The following is an 18133-nucleotide window of genomic DNA, read 5'->3' as shown; positions in this document are numbered from 1 at the left end:
CCCTACTGCTGAGGCTCGTCGGGACCCGAGTGTCGACTATGACCGACGATTCCGGCGTCGAACCCGTCACACGTCGCGAACACGACGCGTCGTGGTCCGCGAATCTCGAGGGACCCGAACACGCGATGGATCGGGACCTGATCGTCGCACAGTCGAAAGACGCGATCGCCCAGACGGCCGCCGGCTACCACGTCAACCTCGTCACCCACGGCGATCACGGCCATCCCGAGACGTACCTCTGGGACGAACTCGAGGCGGCGTTCGACGACGTTCGACTCGAGTACGTCGATCGATGCGGCTGTGGCGGGCACGTGACGCGCGTCCATGTGGGCGGCGACTGAGCGCGGTGATCGCACCAACACGGCGATACCGACTGCTGTCACCGTCTGGGGCGGCGTCCCGCAAGAGCCGACTCCCGACGCTGAGGAGTCGGCCGCTCGAGAACGGGCGTTACCCGGCCGTTCGGCCGAGAGCGCTTCGAGACTGGAGTCAGTCCGCGGCACCGCCGATGACCGGGCCGCCCTCGCCGCGCACTTCGTCCTCGTGGAGGTAACACTGCGGGTCGGGCGCGAACAGATCGCCCGTCTCGGCGAGCGCCCGCAGCCGCGAGCCGCCCCGACAGATCGACTGATACTGACAGTCCGCACACTTTCCGTGGAGGTGTTCCTCGCGGTTCCGCAGCGCCTCGAGCAGCGGGTTCGACTCGTCGTCCCAGATCTCGCCGAAGGGCCGGTCGCGGACGTTGCCGAGACTGTACCCCTGCCAGAACTGCGTCGGATGGACGTTGCCCTGATAGTCGACGTCCGCGATCCGTTCGCCCGTCGGGTCGCCGCCGTTTCGCTCGAGGTGTTCGTAGACCGCGCGGGCCTTCGCCTCGCCGAAGGTCTCGCGGGCGTACTCCACGAGGAAGGCGGCGTCGGCGTAGTTGCCCACCAGCAGGGTCTCGATCTCCTCGCCGCGGTCGTGATACGCGAGCGTGAGGTCGGCGACCTGTTCGATCGCCTCGCGCTTTGCCTGCGGGGAGAGGTCGGCATCGACGATCTCGGCCCCCCGACCGCCGTAATCCAGGTGGTAGAAACAGAACCGGTCGAGCCCCTTCTCGACGAGGAGATCGACGACTCCCTCGAGATCGGGTGCGTTGGCTTCGGTGATCGTGTACCGCAGGCCGGTCTTGAGGCCGACCTCGAGACAGTGTTCGATCCCGCGGACGGCGGCGTCGAACGCGCCCTCCTCGCCGCGGAAGCGGTCGTTGCGCTCGGGGAGGCCGTCGACGGAGATGCCGGCGTACTGGAGTCCGGCGTCCCGCAACGCCGCGGCCGTCTCGCGGGTGATCAGGGTGCCGTTCGAGGACAGGACGGGGCGGAGCCCGCGATCCGCCGCGTAGGAGACGAGTTCGACCAGATCGTCGCGGACGAGGGGTTCGCCGCCGGAGAAGAGGATGACGGGTGCGCCGAAGTCGGCGAGTTGGTCGAGGAACGACTTCGCCTCGGCCGTCGTGAACTCGCCGGTCGCGGCCTCGGTCTCGGCCCCGGCATAACAGTGCGAACAGTAGAGGTTACACCGACGGGTCGCGTTCCAGACGACGACCGGCCGCTGCTGTTTCTCCTCGGTGATCTGCGGTTTCTCCGAATCGTCGGCCGCGTCGTAGCGCAGTCCGTCGCCCTCGGCGTCGAGATCGCAGAGCAGTTTGCTGATCGAGATCACAGACTGTTCACCTCCGAGGCACCCGCAGTCTCCTCGTAGACGCGCTGTTCCTCGCTCCCGTCGTCGCCGTTGTCATCGTCGGATCGCTCCTGGGCCGTGTCCACCAGGCCACGCGTCGAGTACCGTTCGACTTCGTCGGCCGGACAGAGCCAGATGTCGGCGGCATACCAGCCGAACAGCCGGGACGCGTGCTCGTGTGCTTCGCTTCCGCTCGCGGCCGCGACGCTCCCGACGTGGCGCATCGGATCTCCCTCCTCGTTACGGACGAAGACCTCCCACTGCCGAGTCGGGTTCCCTCGCTCGTCGCTCTCGACCGCCGACCGGCGCGCTTTCTCGACCATATCGATACCTTCGACACGATACCGAAGGCCGTTGTGCGATCTCCCAGCGCGCGGGAATAGCCGCACGAGCGGTCGAACATCTTCCCGTCTTCCCGGGCGGCGGGAACCAGAGGGGCGTTTTCGGTCGTCGGAGACCCACCCTCGGCTATGCGCCCCGGCACGTTCGATACGTCCGAGCGACCGTTCGTCCTCATCTGGGAGCTTACCCAGGCCTGTGGGCTCGCCTGTGATCACTGTCGCGCCGACGCCCAGCAGCGTCGCCATCCCGACGAACTCTCGACCGCGGAGGGGATGGAACTGCTCGAGGACGCGGCCGAGTTCGGCGACGGCCAGTTGGTCGTCCTCTCGGGCGGCGACCCGCTCGTCCGCGACGACGTCGCGGACCTGATCGCTCACGGCGACGACCTCGGTCTGCGGATGACGATCACGCCCAGTGGGACCGGCTCGCTGACCGCCGACCGGATCGAGTCGATGGCCGACGCCGGACTCAAGCGGATGGCGGTCAGCCTCGATGGCGCATCACCGGCGGCCCACGACGCCTTCCGTGGCGAGGACGGGAGCTTCGAGGAGACCATCCGCGCCGTCGAGGACGCCCGCGAGGCCGGGCTCCCGGTCCAGGTCAACACCACCGTCTGCCGACAGACCGTCGACGAACTCCCCGCGATCCGGGACCTGCTGACCGAACTCGGGGCCGTCATGTGGAGCGTCTTCTTCCTCGTGCCCGTCGGTCGTGGACGGGTCCTCGAGCCGATTGCGCCAGACCGGGCTGACGCGGTAATGGAGTGGCTCCACGAGGTCAGCGAGACCGAACCCTTCGGCGTCAAGACCACCGAGGCCCCGCAGTACCGCCGGGTCGCGATGCAGCGACGGGCGGACGGGGACGAGACCGATAACGGTGCGGCCGGTCCGGGGGCCGGCATCGAGCGGCGGACCGGCATCGTCGCGGGCGACGGGTTCGCGTTCGTCAGTCACACGGGCGAGATGTTCCCCTCCGGCTTCCTGCCGGAATCGGCGGGCAACATCCGCGAGCGGCCGGTCACGGAACTCTACCGCGAGTCGGAACTGTTCCAGTCGCTGCGCGACCGCGACAACCTCTCGGGCAAGTGCGGGGCCTGTCCCTACCGCCACGTCTGCGGCGGCAGCCGCTCGCGGGCGTTCGCCCACACCGGCGACCCGCTGGCGAGCGACCCGCTCTGTCCGTTCGTTCCCGAGGGCTACGACGGCCCGCTCCCCTGGGACGACACCGACGGCGAGACGCGTGGCGTCTTGAGCGGGGAGTGATCGGCCACCGTTTGAACTCGATTTTCGCGACTCGATTGTAGCCGTCCCGTTCGGCGAGAAGCTGAAGAAAGTCTTTAATTATCAAGAACCAACCAACTATATTCCAATTTCACCTTGGAGAAAGGTTATACCACTTCTCACAATGTTATCTAATATGAAGCGACGAGCGATCCTCGCTGGCACTGGTACGACCGTGACAATGACTTTTATAGGATGTCTTGACAATAGTGGAAACATGGATGCCGAAGAACAACCGAATAACTCTAATGAATCAAATTCAGACCAAAATAATAACAGCAATCAACTTCGTTGTTCTTTTCATGTCGAATTGCTGAAAGACTCTCCAGAAGATGCTCCGATAATATCTGCAAACGAGAAAGAACTAATGGAAGTTAACATAATCAAACGTATATTCAACATAGCGACAGATAAAGATAGAGATCTGGAAAAGATAACAAGACCAAGCGGAAAATATGAACAGTTTTCTGTGGACCCAAATTCAAAAGAAGAACTCAAAGAGGGTAGAAATTCACTGGAATCACTGCCCCGATATCAGAACGAAGATTATCCACTTGGAGTATACGTCGAAAGTGATGGGATAATCGCAGCAATTACAGAAGATTGCTTAACCTAGCTAGATTATATGCTTGTTCGGCAGACTAACGATGATGTCATAATCAACAATCAGGTTACTTACGAAGGGAATGATTATCGAATGGTGGGTCATGCAACAAACTACGAAGTCATCATGGAGAATAATGAAACCGTTTATAAAAGTGGAAAAACATCTGGATATAGATCAGGGACCATTACAGGTATTAATGACTCTGGTTGGACTAGTTGTGTTGATCTAAATGGAAAGGGCCTAGAATACTCTATGTTCCAAGCAGCGGGTGATTCTGGTAGCGTGCCATTCATACTTCGTGAGGGACTCTCGGACGATCCGATGGAAATCACTACAGGATTAGCCACACTGGGACGAACACGTACCGGGAATAGTATTAGGTGTGATGGGAATTCATATACTGGCTACGAAAAAACTGCTGGTGTCTCTGCGGAAGCTATCAGTAATCATATGGGAGGTAGCTTTTACTTCGGATAATTTCTATTGGACAACTGAATAATATTGTTATTCATCACTGAGACCCATGTAAAAGTATAAAATGGGCTTGGATAGGCTGCTAATATTTCATTTTCTTTCGAAGTTGATTACCGTAGATTCCGACGTACTACTTTGCATGTTCGTCATTCTGTGACTCTAGTTCAAGCGCGTACAGTGAATAATTGTTTACTATTCATCTGAATAGCTCAAAACTCTTCGTACCGGTGGGATTTGACCCGTTTTTCTAAAACTCGGTCCGAAACCTCGTCCATGTGCTCGAGTGCGACTTCTAATATCGCGTCATGGACTTCGCGGAGTTGGTCGTCTCGAACGCCTTCTTCGCGGAATTCGGGCGTGAGCGTAATTCCGAGTTGGTCCTCAAGCTCGTCCCATGTCTTACCACGAGCGTACAGCGGGTTTTGTCGCATCTGGCTGTAGTCGAACGCTGGTCCGATCTCTCCCGGTTCGGGTTCGTCGTCGCGATCGTCACTCGAGTCGTGGTCCGATCGAGTCGGGCCGAATCGAACTGCGGTCGCTGCAGTCGCTGAAACAGTTGATGAACGAAAATTCCCCGAATACGGTCGCGGCAGGGGGTTAGTCCGAACTGCAGTACTGTAACCGCGTTACTCGAGGACGACCAACGTGTCGCCCATATCAACGCTCTCGCCTTCCTCGATAGCGATCTGCGTGACGGTGCCGCCCCGGGAGGCGACGATGTCGTTTTCCATCTTCATCGCTTCGAGGACGACCAGCACGTCGCCGGCGGCGACCTCGTCGCCCTCCGCGACCTCGATGTCGAGGATCGTCCCTTGCATCTCGGCGTCGACGGTCTCGCCGTCGCCCTCGAGTTCGGTCCCGCCGTCGCCGCTCGAGCCGCCCGCAGGCTCGGGCCGGCTCGCCTGGCCGCCGCCGGCCTCGACATCGCCGGTCGGGATGGCGGGTGCACCGCGTTCCTCGAGTTCGACCTCGAAGCGCTTGCCGTTGACCTCGACGGTGAACTCGCGCTCGACGGTCTCCTCGTCGTCCTCGCTGCCGCCCGAGCCGGTGTCGCCGCCCCACTGCTCCTGGGCTTCCTCGATGCGACTCTCGTCGAGTTCTTCGTCGAGGTACTTCGTGGTGTGCGTACTCCGGACGAACTCCTCGTCAGTGAGCATCAGCCGGTGGAACGGGATGATCGTCGGAATTCCCGCGATTTCGTACTCGCGAAGCGCGCGAAGCGACCGCTCGATACATTCGTCGCGGTCCTCGCCCCAGACGATCAGCTTCGCGATCATCGAGTCGTAGTCGGTGACGAGGTCGTCGCCCTGTCGCAGGGCGTCGTCGAGTCGGACACCGATCCCGCCCGGCGGGTCGTACGTCTCGAGTGTGCCGCCGGTCGCGGGCGCGAAGTCGTCGGCCGCGTTCTCGGCGTTGATCCGGAACTCGATCGCGTGGCCGTCGATCTCGACGTCGTCCTGCTCGAAATCGATCTCCTCGCCGGCAGCGATCTGGATCTGTCGCTTGACGATGTCGATCCCGGTGATCTCCTCGGTCGCAGTGTGCTCGACCTGGATCCGCGTGTTGACCTCGAGGAAGAAGAAGTTCGCATCGGGCCCCAGCGGGCCGTCCCGGCCGGGTTCTTCCTCGACGAGGAACTCGACGGTTCCGGCGTTGGTGTAGTCGGCGGCAGCGACGCCCTGCCTGGCGGCCTCGCCGATCTTCTCGCGCAGTTCGTCGGTCAGTGCGGCCGACGGGGCCTCCTCGATAACCTTCTGGTGACGGCGCTGGAGCGAGCAGTCGCGCTCGCCGAGGTGGCGGACGTTGCCGTGTTCGTCGGCGAGGATCTGGACCTCGATGTGGCGGGGCTGCTCGAGGTAGCGCTCGAGATAGACCGAATCGTTATCGAAGTAGGCCTCGCCCTCGCGTTTGGCGCTCTCGAGTTGGTCCTCGACCTCGCTTTCGTCCCAGACGACCTTCATCCCGCGGCCGCCGCCGCCGCCTTCCGCTTTGATGGCGATCGGGTAGCCGTGTTTTTCGCCGAACTCCTTGACGGCCTCGGGCTCGGTAACGGGATCGGTCGTCCCGGGAACGATCGGGACGTCGGCCTCGTCCATGATCGTCCGGGCCTTGGTCTTCTCGCCGAGCGACTCCATGGCATCGCTGGACGGGCCGATCCAGGTGATTCCCTCGGCGTCCTGGACTTTGCCCGCGAACTCGGCGTTCTCGGCGAGGAACCCGTAGCCGGGGTGGATGGCGTCGGCGTCGGCCTTCCGCGCGGCCTCGATGACGGCTTCGTGGTCGAGATAGGAGTCGGCCGCACGCGCCGGCCCCACGTTGTACGCTTCGTCCGCGTAGCGGACGTGACCCGAGTCCTTGTCGGCCTCGGAGTAGATCGCGACGGTCCCGATATTCAACTCTTCGCACGCTCGCATCACGCGAACGGCGATTTCCCCGCGGTTCGCCACGAGAACCTTCCTGAACATTTCTGTGGATACCGTCGTGAGGGCCCTACCTTACTTTTTCGCAACGGGTCCGATCTCGTGTCAGTTTTTGCCAGATCACGTCCCGAAAGCCGTCGATCGCTGTCGGCGTCGGTTCCACTCCGAACCGAGCGCGACCACGTTCCATGCGTGTTATGGGCAAGCGTTATCCGACCTGGGTCCCTCATACACACGATGTACGAGAACGTACTCGGCCCGCTACAGACACAATCGGTGCTCGAGGACCCGCTCCTGCTCGTCGGCCTGATCGGACTCTTCCTCGTCGTGGTCACGGTCTGGCAGATGGTCGAGATCGTCGACGCCTACGACAGAGCCGCGCTGACCGTCTTCGGCGAGTACCGCAAACTGCTCGAGCCGGGGCTGAACATCGTCCCGCCGTACGTCTCCCGGATCTACACGTTCGACATGCGAACGCAGACGCTCGACGTGCCCCAGCAGGAGGCCATCACACGGGACAACTCCCCCGTTACGGCCGACGCCGTCGTCTACATCCGGGTCATGAACGCCAAGCGTGCGTTCCTCGAGGTCGACGATTACCAGCGTGCGGTCTCGAACCTGGCCCAGACGACGCTGCGAGCCGTGATCGGCGACATGGAACTCGACGACACCCTCTCGCGGCGGGAGATGATCAACGAGCGCATCCGCCAGGAACTCGACGAACCCACCGATGAGTGGGGCATTCGAGTGGAGTCGGTCGAGGTCCGCGAGGTCACGCCCTCCGCGGGCGTCAAGGGCGCGATGGAGGAACAGACCTCCGCCGAGCGCCGCCGCCGTGCGATGATCCTCGAGGCGCAGGGTGAACGCCGCAGCGCCGTCGAGAAGGCGGAAGGGGACAAGCAGTCGAACATCATCCGCGCCCAGGGTGAAAAGCAGAGCCAGATCCTCGAGTCACAGGGTGACGCGATCTCGACCGTCCTGCGAGCGCGCTCCGCGGAATCGATGGGCGAACGCGCGGTCATCGACAAGGGAATGGAGACGCTCGCCGATATCGGCCAGGGCGAGTCGACGACGTTCGTCATGCCCCAGGAACTCACCTCGCTGGTCGGCCGCTACGGCAAACACCTCTCGGGTAGCGACGTGAAAGGCAACGGGACGGACCTCGAGAGCCTCGAGTTCGACGACGAGACGCGCGAACTGATCGGGCTGGACGACATCGCCGACATCATCGGCGAGATCGACGAGCAGGCCGAAATGGACGTCGAAGCGATGGAAGAGCAAGCCCGAGCGATCAAGGAAGGCCAGGACGTGGGCATGGAGGCCGACGAGCCGATCACCATGTCCGAATCCGACGACGAACCGGAGCCGGAACTGGGATCGGATTCGGAGTAGCTCCGCCCGCGGGTAGCGGTTCGCTCTCGTTCTCGAGGACCCAGCCAGACGGTCCGCCGCGGGTTAGAACTGCCTGGTCCGTCCCGCCGCCGCCCACGCGTCGGTCGGCGCGCCGCGGGGCACGCGGACGGTCCGGTGTTGCTGTGCGCGGACCCGGCCGGCGAAGGCCCACCGTTCGTCGTCCCACGTCTCCTCGCCCTCGGCGGCCGCTGCGGCGGCTGCGAGCGCGTGATCGTGGAGGTGCGCGCCGACGGCGGCCGCGATCGCTGCCGCCTCCTCATCGTCCGCGTCGTCCGGCAGGTCGAGGGTGACGTCGCCGGGCAGGACCCCCTCGAGACCCGTCGACGCGTCGTCGTTCCGCTCGCCGCCGGCGTCCGCGGCCCGGTCGTCGGCCGACGGCTGTTGTTGGGTGGTCATGTTACAGCGGGATGTTGCCGTGTTTCTTGTCCGGGTTCTGTTCGCGCTTGGTCTCGAGCATCTCGAGGTCGTGGATCAGCCGTGGCCGGGTTTCGGTCGGGACGATAACGTCGTCGAGGAAGCCCTTGTCCGTCGCGGTGTAGGGGTTGGCGAACTCCTCGCGGTACTCCTCGATGAGTTCGTCGCGGAGTTCGTCGGGGTTGTCGGCCGCCTCGAGTTCCTCGCGGTAGAGGATGTTGACCGCGCCCTGCGGACCCATGACGGCGATCTCCGCCGTTGGCCAGGCGTAGTTGACGTCCGCGCCGAGGTTCTTCGAGGCCATGACGCAGTAAGCACCGCCGTAGGCCTTCCGGGTGATGACCGTCAGCAGCGGGACGGTCGCCTCGGCGTAGGCGTAGAGCAGTTTCGCGCCGTGGCGGATGATCCCGCGGTGTTCCTGGTCGGTACCGGGCATGTAGCCGGGAACGTCGACGAACGTGACGATCGGGATATTAAACGAGTCACAGAAGCGGACGAACCGCGAGCCCTTCATCGAGGCATCGACGGTCAGCGTGCCGGCGTTGACGCGGGGCTGGTTGGCGACGAGGCCAACCGAGCGCCCGTCGAGGCGGCCGAAGCCGACGACGATGTTCTTGGCGAAGTTGTCCGCAACCTCGAAGAACGAGCCCTCGTCGACGACCGAATCGATGACGTCGGTCATGTCGTAGGGCTTTTGCGGACTCGGCGGGACGATACTCTTGAGTTTCTCGTCACGGCGGTCGGGGTCGTCCCAGGGTTCGACGCGTGGGGGGTCTTCGACGTTGTTCTGCGGGAGATAGGAGAGGAGTCGCTTGATATCGTCTAAGGCCTGCTCCTCGCTCTCGCAGGCGAACTGGGCGACGCCGGTCTTGTCGGCGTGGGTCATCGCACCGCCGAGTTCCTCGTGGGTGACGTCTTCACCGGTGACGGTCTTGGTGACGCCGGGGCCGGTGATGTACATGTGACTCGTGTCTTTCACCATGAAAATGAAGTCGGTGATCGACGGGGAGTAGACCGCGCCGCCGGCACAGGGACCCATGATCCCCGATATCTGGGGGATGACGCCGCTGGCTTCCTGGTTGCGGCGGAAAATCTCGGTGAAGCCGGCCAGACTCTTGACCCCTTCCTGAATCCGAGCGCCAGCGGAGTCGTTGAGCCCGATGACCGGCGCACCGACCTCCATCGCCATGTCCATGACCTTACAGACCTTCTCGGCGAAGACTTCGCCGAGCGAACCACCGAAGACAGTAAAGTCGTGGGCAAAGACGAAGACTTTCCGCCCGTTGACCTCGCCGTAGCCCGTGACGACGCCGTCGCCGGGAATCTTCTGTTCCTCCATCCCGAACTGGCTCGTCTGGTGGGTCCGAAGCTGATCGAACTCGGTGAAGGAGCCGTCGTCGAGGAAGTAGTCGATCCGCTCGCGGGCGGTCATCTTCCCCTTGTCGTGTTGCTTCTCGATGCGGGCCTCGCCGCCGCCCCGCCGCGCCTCTTCGCGGAGTTCCTCGAGTTCGTCGATGCGGTCTTCCATCGTCATAGGGAAACCCTCCCGTGCCAACTCATTGCCCGAGGCAACGGTCACCTGCGTCAAAAACGTTCTGTAAGTCGTATTATTTCCCATGAAGGATTGTATGTTTTCATGCATCAGGGTTCGCGTCCGGCGGCCGGCTGACGGCCGCTCATCGGCCCTCCACGGCCCGGTTCCGTCAGTTACTCTCCCGGAATTTGCACGTCGCCAAAGAGACTTCTACCAGAGATTACCTTGTAATTCTATAGTATAGGATTTGATCGACGAAACGTACTACGGGGGCTGGGTATCGCAGGAATCACAGGCGTTGCCGGGTGTATCGGTGCCGGCGTCGGCGGCGATGCTGATGCCATGGTCGGCGTTCTCCAGTCGGTTACCGGCGATCTGGGGAACCTCGGCATGCCGATCCGGAACACAGCGATCCCCACGGTCATCATCTTGCGGACGCTATCGATGATCGACGTCATGTCGTCTCCAGTCCAGTCGGAGCACGCGCCGGTCGTGAAATACTAAATGTCGGACGATAGCGCTTGCTATGGACAGATCGAACTGACGTTCGGGACGAAACGCCGTTCTCTCGTCCAGCAAGCAACCGCCGCACAGCCGTCGAACGTCGCCCTTGCGCCCTCGAATGCGCGTGCCGGCTCTCACCGGTACGGTTCTTGGTACTGTGTTTCAAGTCACATGGTGTCAAGACGTATGGAAATGAGACCATCATGTACCTAGTTCCCAAATAGAAGGTTTTAGGTCCCCGGAACGATCCTCCCCGATATGGCACAGCGCGAAACATGGGCAACGAGAACAGGGTTCATCCTCGCTGCGGTCGGGAGTGCGGTGGGGTTAGGAAACATCTGGCGGTTCCCGTTCGTCGCGGGAGAGGGCGGTGGAGCAGCATTTCTGGTCGTCTACCTGCTGTTCGTCGCACTTATCGGGTTCCCGGCCATTCTGGTCGAGTTCGTCGTCGGGAGACGAACGGAGCGAAATCCGGTCGGCGCGCTGATGGAACTGGGCGGGGGTGCCTGGAAGTACATCGGAGGCGTGTTCATCGTCACGGGGTGCGTGATTCTGTCGTACTACAGCGTCGTCGCCGGCTGGTTCATTCGGTACTTCCTCGAGGGGTTCCGCGGGAGTTACGCGAGCCACCTCGCGGGCTACGAGAGCGCCGCGGCCGAAGTCGGCGCGCCGACGACGGCTCTCATGTTCGGTGAGCTATCGACCGGACTCGACGCGTTCGTGTTACACACGATCTTCATGGCGTTGACGATCGGGATCGTCGCCCTCGGCATCCGTCGCGGTATCGAAACCGCGACGAAGCTGATGGTTCCCGGTATCCTCCTCTTGCTCGTCGGCATGGCAATCTGGGCGTACACGCTCCCCAACGCCGGAGCAGGGTATGCGTACTATCTGTCCCCGGACTTCAACGTCATTCTCGACAACTGGGTCGAACTCCTGCCCGCAGCGGCCGGACAGGCGTTCTTCACGCTCTCGCTCGGGATGGGCGTCATGATCACCTACGCATCCTACCTCGGTGAGGACCGAAACCTGACCAGAGACGCCCTCACGATCATCGGATTCGACACCGGCATCGCGTTCCTGACTGGCCTGGTCGTCTTCCCGATCTTCTTCGCGGGCGGGATTACCGAACCGGGTGAAGGTGGTGCCGGCGCGATCTTCATCTCGATGACCGACGCGTTCGCGACCCTCTCCGGCGGCCGCCTTCTCGGCATCCTGTTCTTCGGGACCGTCACGATCGCGGCTCTCTCGAGTGCGATCTCGCTGCTCGAGGTCGTGACCGCATACATGATCGACGAGAAGGGGATCGAGCGCTGGAAGGCGGCGCTCGGAATGGGCGGCGTCATCTACCTGCTCGGGGTTCCGGTCACGTACGATCTGGTCTTCCTCGACCTGCTCGATCTGTTCGCCGACGGTATCCTGCTGGTGTTCGGTGCGCTCGTGTTGATGTTGCTCGTCGGCTGGGTCGCACCGAAGTTCGCCGTCGAGGAACTCTCGAAGGGAATCGGCGATCTCGGCGGGCTTGGACAGGCGTGGATCTGGGCGGTTCGCGTCCCGATCGTCATCGTGCTCGTCGTCTCGCTGTACCTGGGCCTCGTGGACTACGTCGACTTCCTCACAGGGCCCTTCTCGGACTGGCTCAGCCAGAACCTGTAACGCATCGATACCCGTTCACCGTCCCTTTTCAGGCCTCGCCGTACACCGGTACCGCAGCACCGCTTGTCACCGCCGCACCGTCGCTACAGAGGAACGCGAGCACGTCCGCGATGTCGCCCGGAGCGACCCATTCGTCGTGATCGGCGTCGGGCATCAGCTCGCGGTTCATCGGCGTGTCGATCACGCTCGGCATGACGCAGTTCGCACGGACGGTCCCGCGGTTCTCCTCGGCCAGCGTTTCCGTCAGCAGCCGGATGCCGGCCTTCGTGATCCGGTAGGGACCGTCGCCCGCGCCGCCCTCGAGCGAGGATCGAGCGCTGATACTGACGATCGAGCCCGCCGCCTCCCGGAGGTGCGGCAGGGCGTGTTTGGACGCGAGAAAGGCCGTCTTCAGGTTGATGTCGACGAGCGACTCGAACTCCGCGAGGTCGGTGTCCTCGATGTGGTCGCCGCCGCGCCACGTCCCGGCGATGTTCAGCAGGTGGTCGATCCGCCCGTGATCGTCGACGACGGCGTCCATCAGGGCCGCGACGTCGTCCTCGTCGGTCAGGTCGCCCTCGTAGAACGCGAGGCCGGGTTCGTCGGCGACGTCCGCCTCGAGCGAACTGTCCTCGTCGGCCGGCGGAATCACGTCGACGGCACAGACGGTCGCCCCCGCCGCGCGGAAGCGGTCGACGGTCGCACTGCCGAGCGCGCCGCTCGCACCGGTGATCACCGCAACGGTGCCGTCGAGATCGACATCGAAGTCGGTCGTGACGTCCATACCGTACGTGTGCCGGCCGTTCGTATCAAAGGACGGGGCGAAGGACGCCCCGCCGCGTTCGGATCGGTGCTACGAGCCGTTCGTCGGCAGGGCAGCCCGCCCGAACCAGAAGTCCGCGATCGCCTCGATCATCTCGGCGTAGGCCTCGGGCTCGGACGGTTTCGTGAGAGAGGCGTTGGCTGCAAGTTCGTAGCTCGCTCGAACGTCCTCGACGGCCGCCGACTGTGTCAACACGAGCACGGGAAGCCGCGCGAGCGTCGGCTCGTTCGTGATCGCCTCGAGAAGTTCGAGGCCGCTCAGCCGCGGCACGTCCAGGTCAAGCAACACGAGATCCGGAACCGAAGGTGGCTCGTCGCCGCGCTCGGTCAGCACCGTCAGCGCCTCGTCGCCGTCGGCGGCGACCCGAACCGACGTTTCGGCGTCGACCTCGTCGAACGCCTCGCCGATGAGCCGAACGGCTTCGGCCTCGTCCTCGACGAGCAGGACGTCGACAGACGCATTGTCTCGACCGCTCATAGGTAGATCACGCCGATCGAGTGAATGAGTCGGAAGTCCAATCCAGTAATCGTCTCCATCTAGTCGGCGGACTCTTGTAACATTGCTTGCTAAGTAATTTGGACAGCCCTGGAGCGACGGGTACAGGCTCTGCGACCGAACGCGCCACTGAAGCCGGCGGCTCCCGTTATGCCAGTGAATGCGACTCATCGCGCATCGCGGCTTCGCCGGGACCGCCCCCGAGAACACGATCGGTGCCGTCCGGGCCGCCGCCGAGCACGCCGATGCCGTCGAGTTCGACGTGCGGCGCTGTGGCTCCGGCGAACTCGTCGTCGTCCACGACGAAACGATCGACCGCATCACCGACGGTTCGGGTAGCGTCGCGGAGATCCCGCTCGCGGAACTCAGCGACTACTCGGTGCTCGAGTCCGACGAGCGGATTCCGACCCTCGCGGACATGCTCGCGGCCCTGCCGCCGTCCGTCGAGGTCACTCTCGAACTCAAGACAGCCGGCATCGCCGCGGACGTCCTCACGGTGCTCGACGAGGCTGCCGTCGACAATCGCGTTATCGTGACGTCCTTTCTGGTCTCCGAACTGCGGGCGATCCGCGAGCGCGATCCGGACCAGCCCATCGGGGTGCTCGTGAGTCGCCACCTCGAGACGCCGGTTACGACCGCGGTCGAACTCGACTGTGACGTGCTCGGTGCGAACCGCTGGCGCTGTTTGGTGACCGGGCTCGTCCCGCGGGCGACACGCGTCGGGCTCGAGGTTCACGCGTGGACCGTCGAGCGGCGATCGATGGCGGTGCTGCTCTGGTACCGGGGCGTCGACTGCGTTTCGGCGGATCGGCCGATCGCCGTGTGATCGCGCGGCTTCGAGTGAGGGTCACAGCGCGTCGTTCGATCGCTTCGGGCCCGACTCCTCGTGTCGTCGCGTCGACCCCCGGCCGACTCCGGCGGGTCCCACGTGCCAGGCACCTCGAGCACGGCGTTCGCAGGCCAACTGAAACGAGTGAGACACCGACCGCACGGCCGTCGTGCGATCAGGTGCGCAGTGGCGTTCAGTGGCGACTCGTGTCGCCGACGGTCGTCACGGTCACGGTCCGGGTTCGCGGTCCGTCGCACTCGACCAGCAACACCGACTGCCAGGTCCCCAGCGCTAACTCCCCGTCTACGATCGGGATCGTCACGTCCGGACCGAGCAGCGCCGCTCGCAGATGGGCGTCCGCATTGCCGTCTAACTCGTCGTGTGCATGCCCGTCGTCGGGGACTAGATCGCCCAGGAACGACTCGAGATCGCCTCGAAGCCGCGGCTCGTCCTCTTGGACGACGAGTCCGGCCGTCGTGTGCTGGACGAAGGCCGTACAGGTGCCCGACTCGAGGTGGTCCGGAACGGCTGCGGCGATGCGGTCGGTTACGTCGACGGTCGTCGACCGGGACTCGGTCTCGACGCTGACGTTCATAGTCGGAGAAACGGCCGCGAGCATCGACTGCGTTACGGTCCGTGTCGACTCTACCGGCCGTCGGAAAGGCGTCTCACGGCCCACGAAGCGCGATCGCGGACGTTCGGTGCCGGGTCATCGGTCGCGAGTTCCCGCAGCCGCGGCGCGGCCGCATCGACGTGCCCGTACCCGAGCGCGACGCAGGCGTTCGCCCGGACGGTCGCGTGGTCGTCCGCGAGGCGTTCGCGCAACTCCTCGCGAACCGTCGCGACCGCGTCGCCGGTCTCGGCGGCGATGCGGGCCACCGTGACCGCCGCGATAGCCCGCGTCTCCGGGTCCGGAAACGAAAGCGCCGCCGCGAGATCATCACAGACCGGGTCGACCGCGTCGGGGTCACAGTGGGCGACATCGCCGAGACAGCCGATCGCGTCGTGTCGCAACGCTCCGTCGTCGTGGTCGACGAGACCCGCAGCGTGCGTCACGAACTCGAGGGTGGGCAGTTCCCCGCCGGACCGCGCCAGCCGACCGAGCGCTCGGCACACCGGCGGCCCGTTTTCGATCGGGTTCGCGGCCAGCGCGTCGACGAGGATCGGCGCGACCGGTTCGATCGCCGTCGGCTCCGCCGTCGAGACGCGGGCGATCGCCTGGAGCCCGTGGCGGTCGTACCCGCGTCGCCGATCCAGCACGTCGGCGATCGCCTCGAGGTGCTCGACCAGGACGTCCGGCCGCTCGGCCGCGACGGCGGCGAGACACCGAAGGAGTTCCCGCGCCACCGGTTGGTCGGCGTTTTCGCGGGCGACCGTTACGATCGTGCCGGTCGACGGCGCGACGTCCGTCGGTGCGTCGGCCGCCAACTCGGCGAGACAGGCGGCGATCTCGTCGTGAAAATCCAGTTCAGTCCGCTCGAGCAGCGACCGTAACTTCGGCACCGTCGGGGCATACGCCGCCGCCTGCCCCTGGTCGTCGATTGTGGTCCGAATCCGGCGGACAGCGGCCCGTTGCTCCGCCGGCTCCTGATCGTCGAGTCGTGTCAGTACTGCTGGCAGATCGAGCCCGGTGGCCCCCCGGCCCCGAGGCTCGACGGCCTCACCCCCATCCCCATCCATCGTGTCCCTGCATTGGCGAACGACGATGTAAGGGTTCTGGCCAACGGCCCCCGAACCGATACGCTCCGAGGAGACGGCAACCGGATCGCAAGCGCCCTTACGCGAGCCATTCGTCGGGCTTCGTGTCGTAGTCGACGTCGTCGGCAGCGAGGTGTTCGACCTCCTCCCAGGGCACGTCTTCGGTCGTCACCGTTTGGCCGTTGTACCGGATCAATTTGCCCTGCTCTTCGGGTTCTGGCTCACGGTTGCGGCGCTTGGCGACCTCGATGTCGTGTTCGTCGACCTCCTTGACGATCGTCAGCAGGTTCACCGGCCGCCCCCACAGTTCGAAGATCCGCTTGAGCGTCTCCGTGGCCTGCTCGAGATCGAGCATGACGCCGTTGTACTGGTGGCCGAGCAGCAGTTCGTTGGCGTTGTTGTAGTTGCCGTCGTAGACCGCGATCGTCGGCTTCCCGAAGTTAGTGAACTGCAACAGCAACTTCTTTTTGACGTCCTCGGCCGCGTCGCTGGCGACGTGGAACTGCCCCGTCGCCTGGGAGTGTTCGTAGGTGAAGTAGTTGTTCTCCGTGATGAACTCCTGGGTCAGGAATTCGTCCAAGAAGGTCACGTCGTTGTGACTCTCCCGGACGTCGAACAGCCGGTTCCAGCCCGCCGTGAAGTCGATATCGTCGAGCGCCTCTTCGACCGACGCGTAGCGGGCGTCGTCGAACAGGTACCGACCGATTCGCTCGAGTTCGTTCTGATTGACCCGACTGAGGAACCCACGGTGCTGGCGCTTGACCAACGAGTAGTGGCGACGCGCCAACCCCGTCTCGGTTAGAACCTTCCAGGGGTAGTTCGAAACGTCGATCTCGCCCGCGCGGGCCTTTTCGACGGCCTCGTGGTCGACCCACTCGTCGGAGACCCCCTCGAGCGCGTCGAGCGTCTCGGGAGTGATGGTCTCGATCGCCGCCGGCGGCTCGAGCCGCTCGAGGACGGCGTCGAAGTCGACGACATCGACGAGGTTGCGCCACGAGATGCCCTCGACGCGCAGCAGGGCCTCGAGGACCTCCCGCCGGTTGGTCGTGTTCTCGACGTACTCCCAGAGTTCCATCCCGAGGCTGTAGGGGTTGAGTCCGCCCGACGCCAGCACCTTCGCCATGTGGTCGGCGTAGTTGAGGAACTCGTCGTCGCCCGCGAAGGCTTCGTCGGTCATCATCGTCGATTCCCAGTAGGAGTTGTGGTTGATGACTCCAGCACCCGCGTATCGGTGCGTTTCTTCGACCGAAATATCGTACACAGTCCCGGTCGACTCCTCTATCGAGACAACTTCGTCACTCCATTCTTCTTCCTCAAACCACGCGAGATCGTCGAGATACGCGCGAAGCGCATCGGCCTTCTCTGAGTACCCGAACCCGATTTCGTCGGCGAACGTGCGGGCCGATTTGCCAGTGAGATGGACGTGGTAGCACCCGTCCGTCTGTTCCCGGCGTCGACCGAGGATATCGAAGTTCGTCAGGAGCAACAGGACTGTTTCGCTCAGTTCCTCGCTCGACGTGGTCAGGATCGCACCCTGATCGCCCGCGTAGCCATCCGCGTCGAACAGCCCGCGGATGAACTCGGCGACGACGCTTCGTGGGGAGCGACGGATCGGTTCCGGAACCGACTTTCTGTCCGCTGCCTTGCCGTCCGGAAGGCCGATCTCTGCTTGCAGTAAATCGACCATATTACGGGAATACGCGTATACTCGCCATCGGCTCCCTTGCTGCTCGACAGTTGGATCGATCCCGAAGAGTTCGTCGACGAGCCCGGCGAACTCCTCGGCGTGGCGTTTCTCCCCGTTGGTAAACCCGACGTGCCCGGCAGCCGAAGAGATGTGGCCGTCACCCACGAGCAATCCCAAGAACCGACCGAACTGCTCGTCGATCGTGTCGGGAACGGCGATCGGGTCTCGCTGGGCCAGTCCTCGATCTCCCCCCTGG

General features: G+C 63.7%; 17 protein-coding genes and 2 pseudogenes. 8 read left to right on the top strand and 11 right to left on the bottom strand.

The window, feature by feature from the left end:
* The first annotated feature begins 38 nt into the window (after positions 1-38).
* Positions 39-341 (top strand): CGCGG family putative rSAM-modified RiPP protein, encoded by a 303-nt coding sequence (locus tag FGF80_RS11270; RefSeq protein WP_138654062.1) that lies wholly within the window; start codon positions 39-41, stop codon positions 339-341.
* Positions 342-489: 148 nt separating this feature from the next.
* Here FGF80_RS11270 and FGF80_RS11265 read toward each other — a convergent pair whose 3' ends face one another.
* Together FGF80_RS11265 and FGF80_RS11260 are read right to left on the bottom strand one after the other, a co-directional pair.
* Positions 490-1704: a TIGR04347 family pseudo-SAM/SPASM protein gene (locus FGF80_RS11265; protein WP_138654060.1), complete on the bottom strand. Its 1215-nt coding sequence runs from the start codon at positions 1702-1704 to the stop codon at positions 490-492.
* Positions 1701-2045, bottom strand: a complete 345-nt coding sequence (locus FGF80_RS11260; RefSeq protein WP_006186690.1) for an Htur_1727 family rSAM-partnered candidate RiPP — start codon at positions 2043-2045, stop codon at positions 1701-1703. The genes FGF80_RS11265 and FGF80_RS11260 overlap by 4 nt, the downstream gene beginning before the upstream one ends.
* A 147-nt stretch (positions 2046-2192) precedes the next feature.
* Between FGF80_RS11260 and FGF80_RS11255 the strand changes: the two genes are divergently transcribed.
* The 3 genes from FGF80_RS11255 (at position 2193) to FGF80_RS11245 (ending at position 4428) form a co-directional block, all read left to right on the top strand.
* Positions 2193-3326: a TIGR04053 family radical SAM/SPASM domain-containing protein gene (locus FGF80_RS11255; protein ID WP_138654058.1), complete on the top strand. Its 1134-nt coding sequence runs from the start codon at positions 2193-2195 to the stop codon at positions 3324-3326.
* Positions 3327-3561: 235 nt separating this feature from the next.
* Positions 3562-3960 (top strand): BAR domain-containing protein, encoded by a 399-nt coding sequence (locus FGF80_RS11250; RefSeq protein ID WP_138654056.1) that lies wholly within the window; start codon positions 3562-3564, stop codon positions 3958-3960.
* Between the two features lie 9 nt (positions 3961-3969).
* Positions 3970-4428, top strand: coding sequence for a chymotrypsin family serine protease (locus FGF80_RS11245; RefSeq protein WP_138654054.1), 459 nt, complete (start codon positions 3970-3972; stop codon positions 4426-4428).
* Between the two features lie 623 nt (positions 4429-5051).
* Here FGF80_RS11245 and FGF80_RS11240 read toward each other — a convergent pair.
* Positions 5052-6890: an acetyl-CoA carboxylase biotin carboxylase subunit gene (locus tag FGF80_RS11240; protein ID WP_006186692.1), complete on the bottom strand. Its 1839-nt coding sequence runs from the start codon at positions 6888-6890 to the stop codon at positions 5052-5054.
* Positions 6891-7082: 192 nt separating this feature from the next.
* Between FGF80_RS11240 and FGF80_RS11235 the strand changes: the two genes are divergently transcribed.
* Positions 7083-8237, top strand: coding sequence for an SPFH domain-containing protein (locus FGF80_RS11235; RefSeq protein ID WP_006186693.1), 1155 nt, complete (start codon positions 7083-7085; stop codon positions 8235-8237).
* A gap of 63 nt (positions 8238-8300) precedes the next feature.
* On the opposite strand, the gene FGF80_RS11230 is transcribed toward FGF80_RS11235, so the two are convergent.
* Both FGF80_RS11230 and FGF80_RS11225 read right to left on the bottom strand, forming a co-directional pair.
* Positions 8301-8654: a hypothetical protein gene (locus FGF80_RS11230; protein ID WP_138654052.1), complete on the bottom strand. Its 354-nt coding sequence runs from the start codon at positions 8652-8654 to the stop codon at positions 8301-8303.
* Position 8655: 1 nt separating this feature from the next.
* Positions 8656-10200 carry an acyl-CoA carboxylase subunit beta gene (locus FGF80_RS11225; protein WP_138655521.1) on the bottom strand — a complete coding sequence of 515 codons (1545 nt, stop codon included), beginning with the start codon at positions 10198-10200 and terminating at the stop codon, positions 8656-8658.
* Between the two features lie 348 nt (positions 10201-10548).
* Here FGF80_RS11225 and FGF80_RS19210 point away from each other — a divergent pair, with 348 nt between their 5' ends.
* On the top strand, positions 10549-10710 hold the full coding sequence (locus tag FGF80_RS19210; RefSeq protein ID WP_175417025.1) for a hypothetical protein: 162 nt from the start codon (positions 10549-10551) through the stop codon (positions 10708-10710).
* Between the two features lie 258 nt (positions 10711-10968).
* A complete protein-coding gene (locus FGF80_RS11220) occupies positions 10969-12366 on the top strand; it encodes a sodium-dependent transporter (protein WP_006186697.1) in 1398 nt (465 codons plus the stop codon).
* Positions 12367-12394: 28 nt separating this feature from the next.
* On the opposite strand, the gene FGF80_RS11215 is transcribed toward FGF80_RS11220, so the two are convergent.
* Positions 12395-13129: an SDR family oxidoreductase gene (locus FGF80_RS11215; RefSeq protein ID WP_138654050.1), complete on the bottom strand. Its 735-nt coding sequence runs from the start codon at positions 13127-13129 to the stop codon at positions 12395-12397.
* 69 nt (positions 13130-13198) lie between these two features.
* Positions 13199-13645 (bottom strand): response regulator, encoded by a 447-nt coding sequence (locus FGF80_RS11210; RefSeq protein WP_138654048.1) that lies wholly within the window; start codon positions 13643-13645, stop codon positions 13199-13201.
* Between the two features lie 178 nt (positions 13646-13823).
* On the opposite strand from FGF80_RS11210, the gene FGF80_RS11205 reads away from it, so the two are divergent.
* Positions 13824-14489, top strand: a complete 666-nt coding sequence (locus FGF80_RS11205) for a glycerophosphodiester phosphodiesterase (RefSeq protein WP_138654046.1) — start codon at positions 13824-13826, stop codon at positions 14487-14489.
* Positions 14490-14685: 196 nt separating this feature from the next.
* Here the strand turns inward: FGF80_RS11205 and FGF80_RS11200 are convergent, their stop codons facing one another.
* From FGF80_RS11200 to FGF80_RS19925, 4 genes and pseudogenes are all read right to left on the bottom strand, one after another.
* Positions 14686-15111, bottom strand: a complete 426-nt coding sequence (locus FGF80_RS11200; protein WP_006186701.1) for a secondary thiamine-phosphate synthase enzyme YjbQ — start codon at positions 15109-15111, stop codon at positions 14686-14688.
* Positions 15112-15137: 26 nt separating this feature from the next.
* On the bottom strand, positions 15138-16172 hold the full coding sequence (locus FGF80_RS11195; RefSeq protein ID WP_006186702.1) for a HEAT repeat domain-containing protein: 1035 nt from the start codon (positions 16170-16172) through the stop codon (positions 15138-15140).
* Positions 16173-16269: 97 nt separating this feature from the next.
* Positions 16270-17577, bottom strand: a pseudogene (locus FGF80_RS19930) (SpoVR family protein); the annotation flags it as partial.
* A pseudogene (locus tag FGF80_RS19925) lies at positions 17578-17877 on the bottom strand (LAGLIDADG family homing endonuclease); the annotation flags it as partial.
* Positions 17878-18133 lie beyond the last annotated feature (256 nt).

The sequence above is a fragment of the Natrinema pallidum genome (assembly GCF_005890195.1).
GTDB classification, from domain to species: Archaea; Halobacteriota; Halobacteria; order Halobacteriales; family Natrialbaceae; genus Natrinema; species Natrinema pallidum.
Note: the sequence above shows the minus strand (reverse complement) of the source record. Positions and strands in the feature narration are given on the sequence as shown.

Coding starts and splice junctions, on each gene's coding strand:
- FGF80_RS11200 (WP_006186701.1), bottom strand. CDS start 15,111: ATGCTCGCGGCCGTTTCTCCGACTATGAACGTCAGCGTCGAGACCGAG.
- FGF80_RS11205 (WP_138654046.1), top strand. CDS start 13,824: ATGCGACTCATCGCGCATCGCGGCTTCGCCGGGACCGCCCCCGAGAAC.
- FGF80_RS11245 (WP_138654054.1), top strand. CDS start 3,970: ATGCTTGTTCGGCAGACTAACGATGATGTCATAATCAACAATCAGGTT.
- FGF80_RS11260 (WP_006186690.1), bottom strand. CDS start 2,045: ATGGTCGAGAAAGCGCGCCGGTCGGCGGTCGAGAGCGACGAGCGAGGG.
- FGF80_RS11210 (WP_138654048.1), bottom strand. CDS start 13,645: ATGAGCGGTCGAGACAATGCGTCTGTCGACGTCCTGCTCGTCGAGGAC.
- FGF80_RS11230 (WP_138654052.1), bottom strand. CDS start 8,654: ATGACCACCCAACAACAGCCGTCGGCCGACGACCGGGCCGCGGACGCC.
- FGF80_RS11215 (WP_138654050.1), bottom strand. CDS start 13,129: ATGGACGTCACGACCGACTTCGATGTCGATCTCGACGGCACCGTTGCG.
- FGF80_RS19210 (WP_175417025.1), top strand. CDS start 10,549: ATGGTCGGCGTTCTCCAGTCGGTTACCGGCGATCTGGGGAACCTCGGC.
- FGF80_RS11225 (WP_138655521.1), bottom strand. CDS start 10,200: ATGGAAGACCGCATCGACGAACTCGAGGAACTCCGCGAAGAGGCGCGG.
- FGF80_RS11220 (WP_006186697.1), top strand. CDS start 10,969: ATGGCACAGCGCGAAACATGGGCAACGAGAACAGGGTTCATCCTCGCT.
- FGF80_RS11240 (WP_006186692.1), bottom strand. CDS start 6,890: ATGTTCAGGAAGGTTCTCGTGGCGAACCGCGGGGAAATCGCCGTTCGC.
- FGF80_RS11250 (WP_138654056.1), top strand. CDS start 3,562: ATGGATGCCGAAGAACAACCGAATAACTCTAATGAATCAAATTCAGAC.
- FGF80_RS11235 (WP_006186693.1), top strand. CDS start 7,083: ATGTACGAGAACGTACTCGGCCCGCTACAGACACAATCGGTGCTCGAG.
- FGF80_RS11195 (WP_006186702.1), bottom strand. CDS start 16,172: ATGGATGGGGATGGGGGTGAGGCCGTCGAGCCTCGGGGCCGGGGGGCC.
- FGF80_RS11255 (WP_138654058.1), top strand. CDS start 2,193: ATGCGCCCCGGCACGTTCGATACGTCCGAGCGACCGTTCGTCCTCATC.
- FGF80_RS11270 (WP_138654062.1), top strand. CDS start 39: ATGACCGACGATTCCGGCGTCGAACCCGTCACACGTCGCGAACACGAC.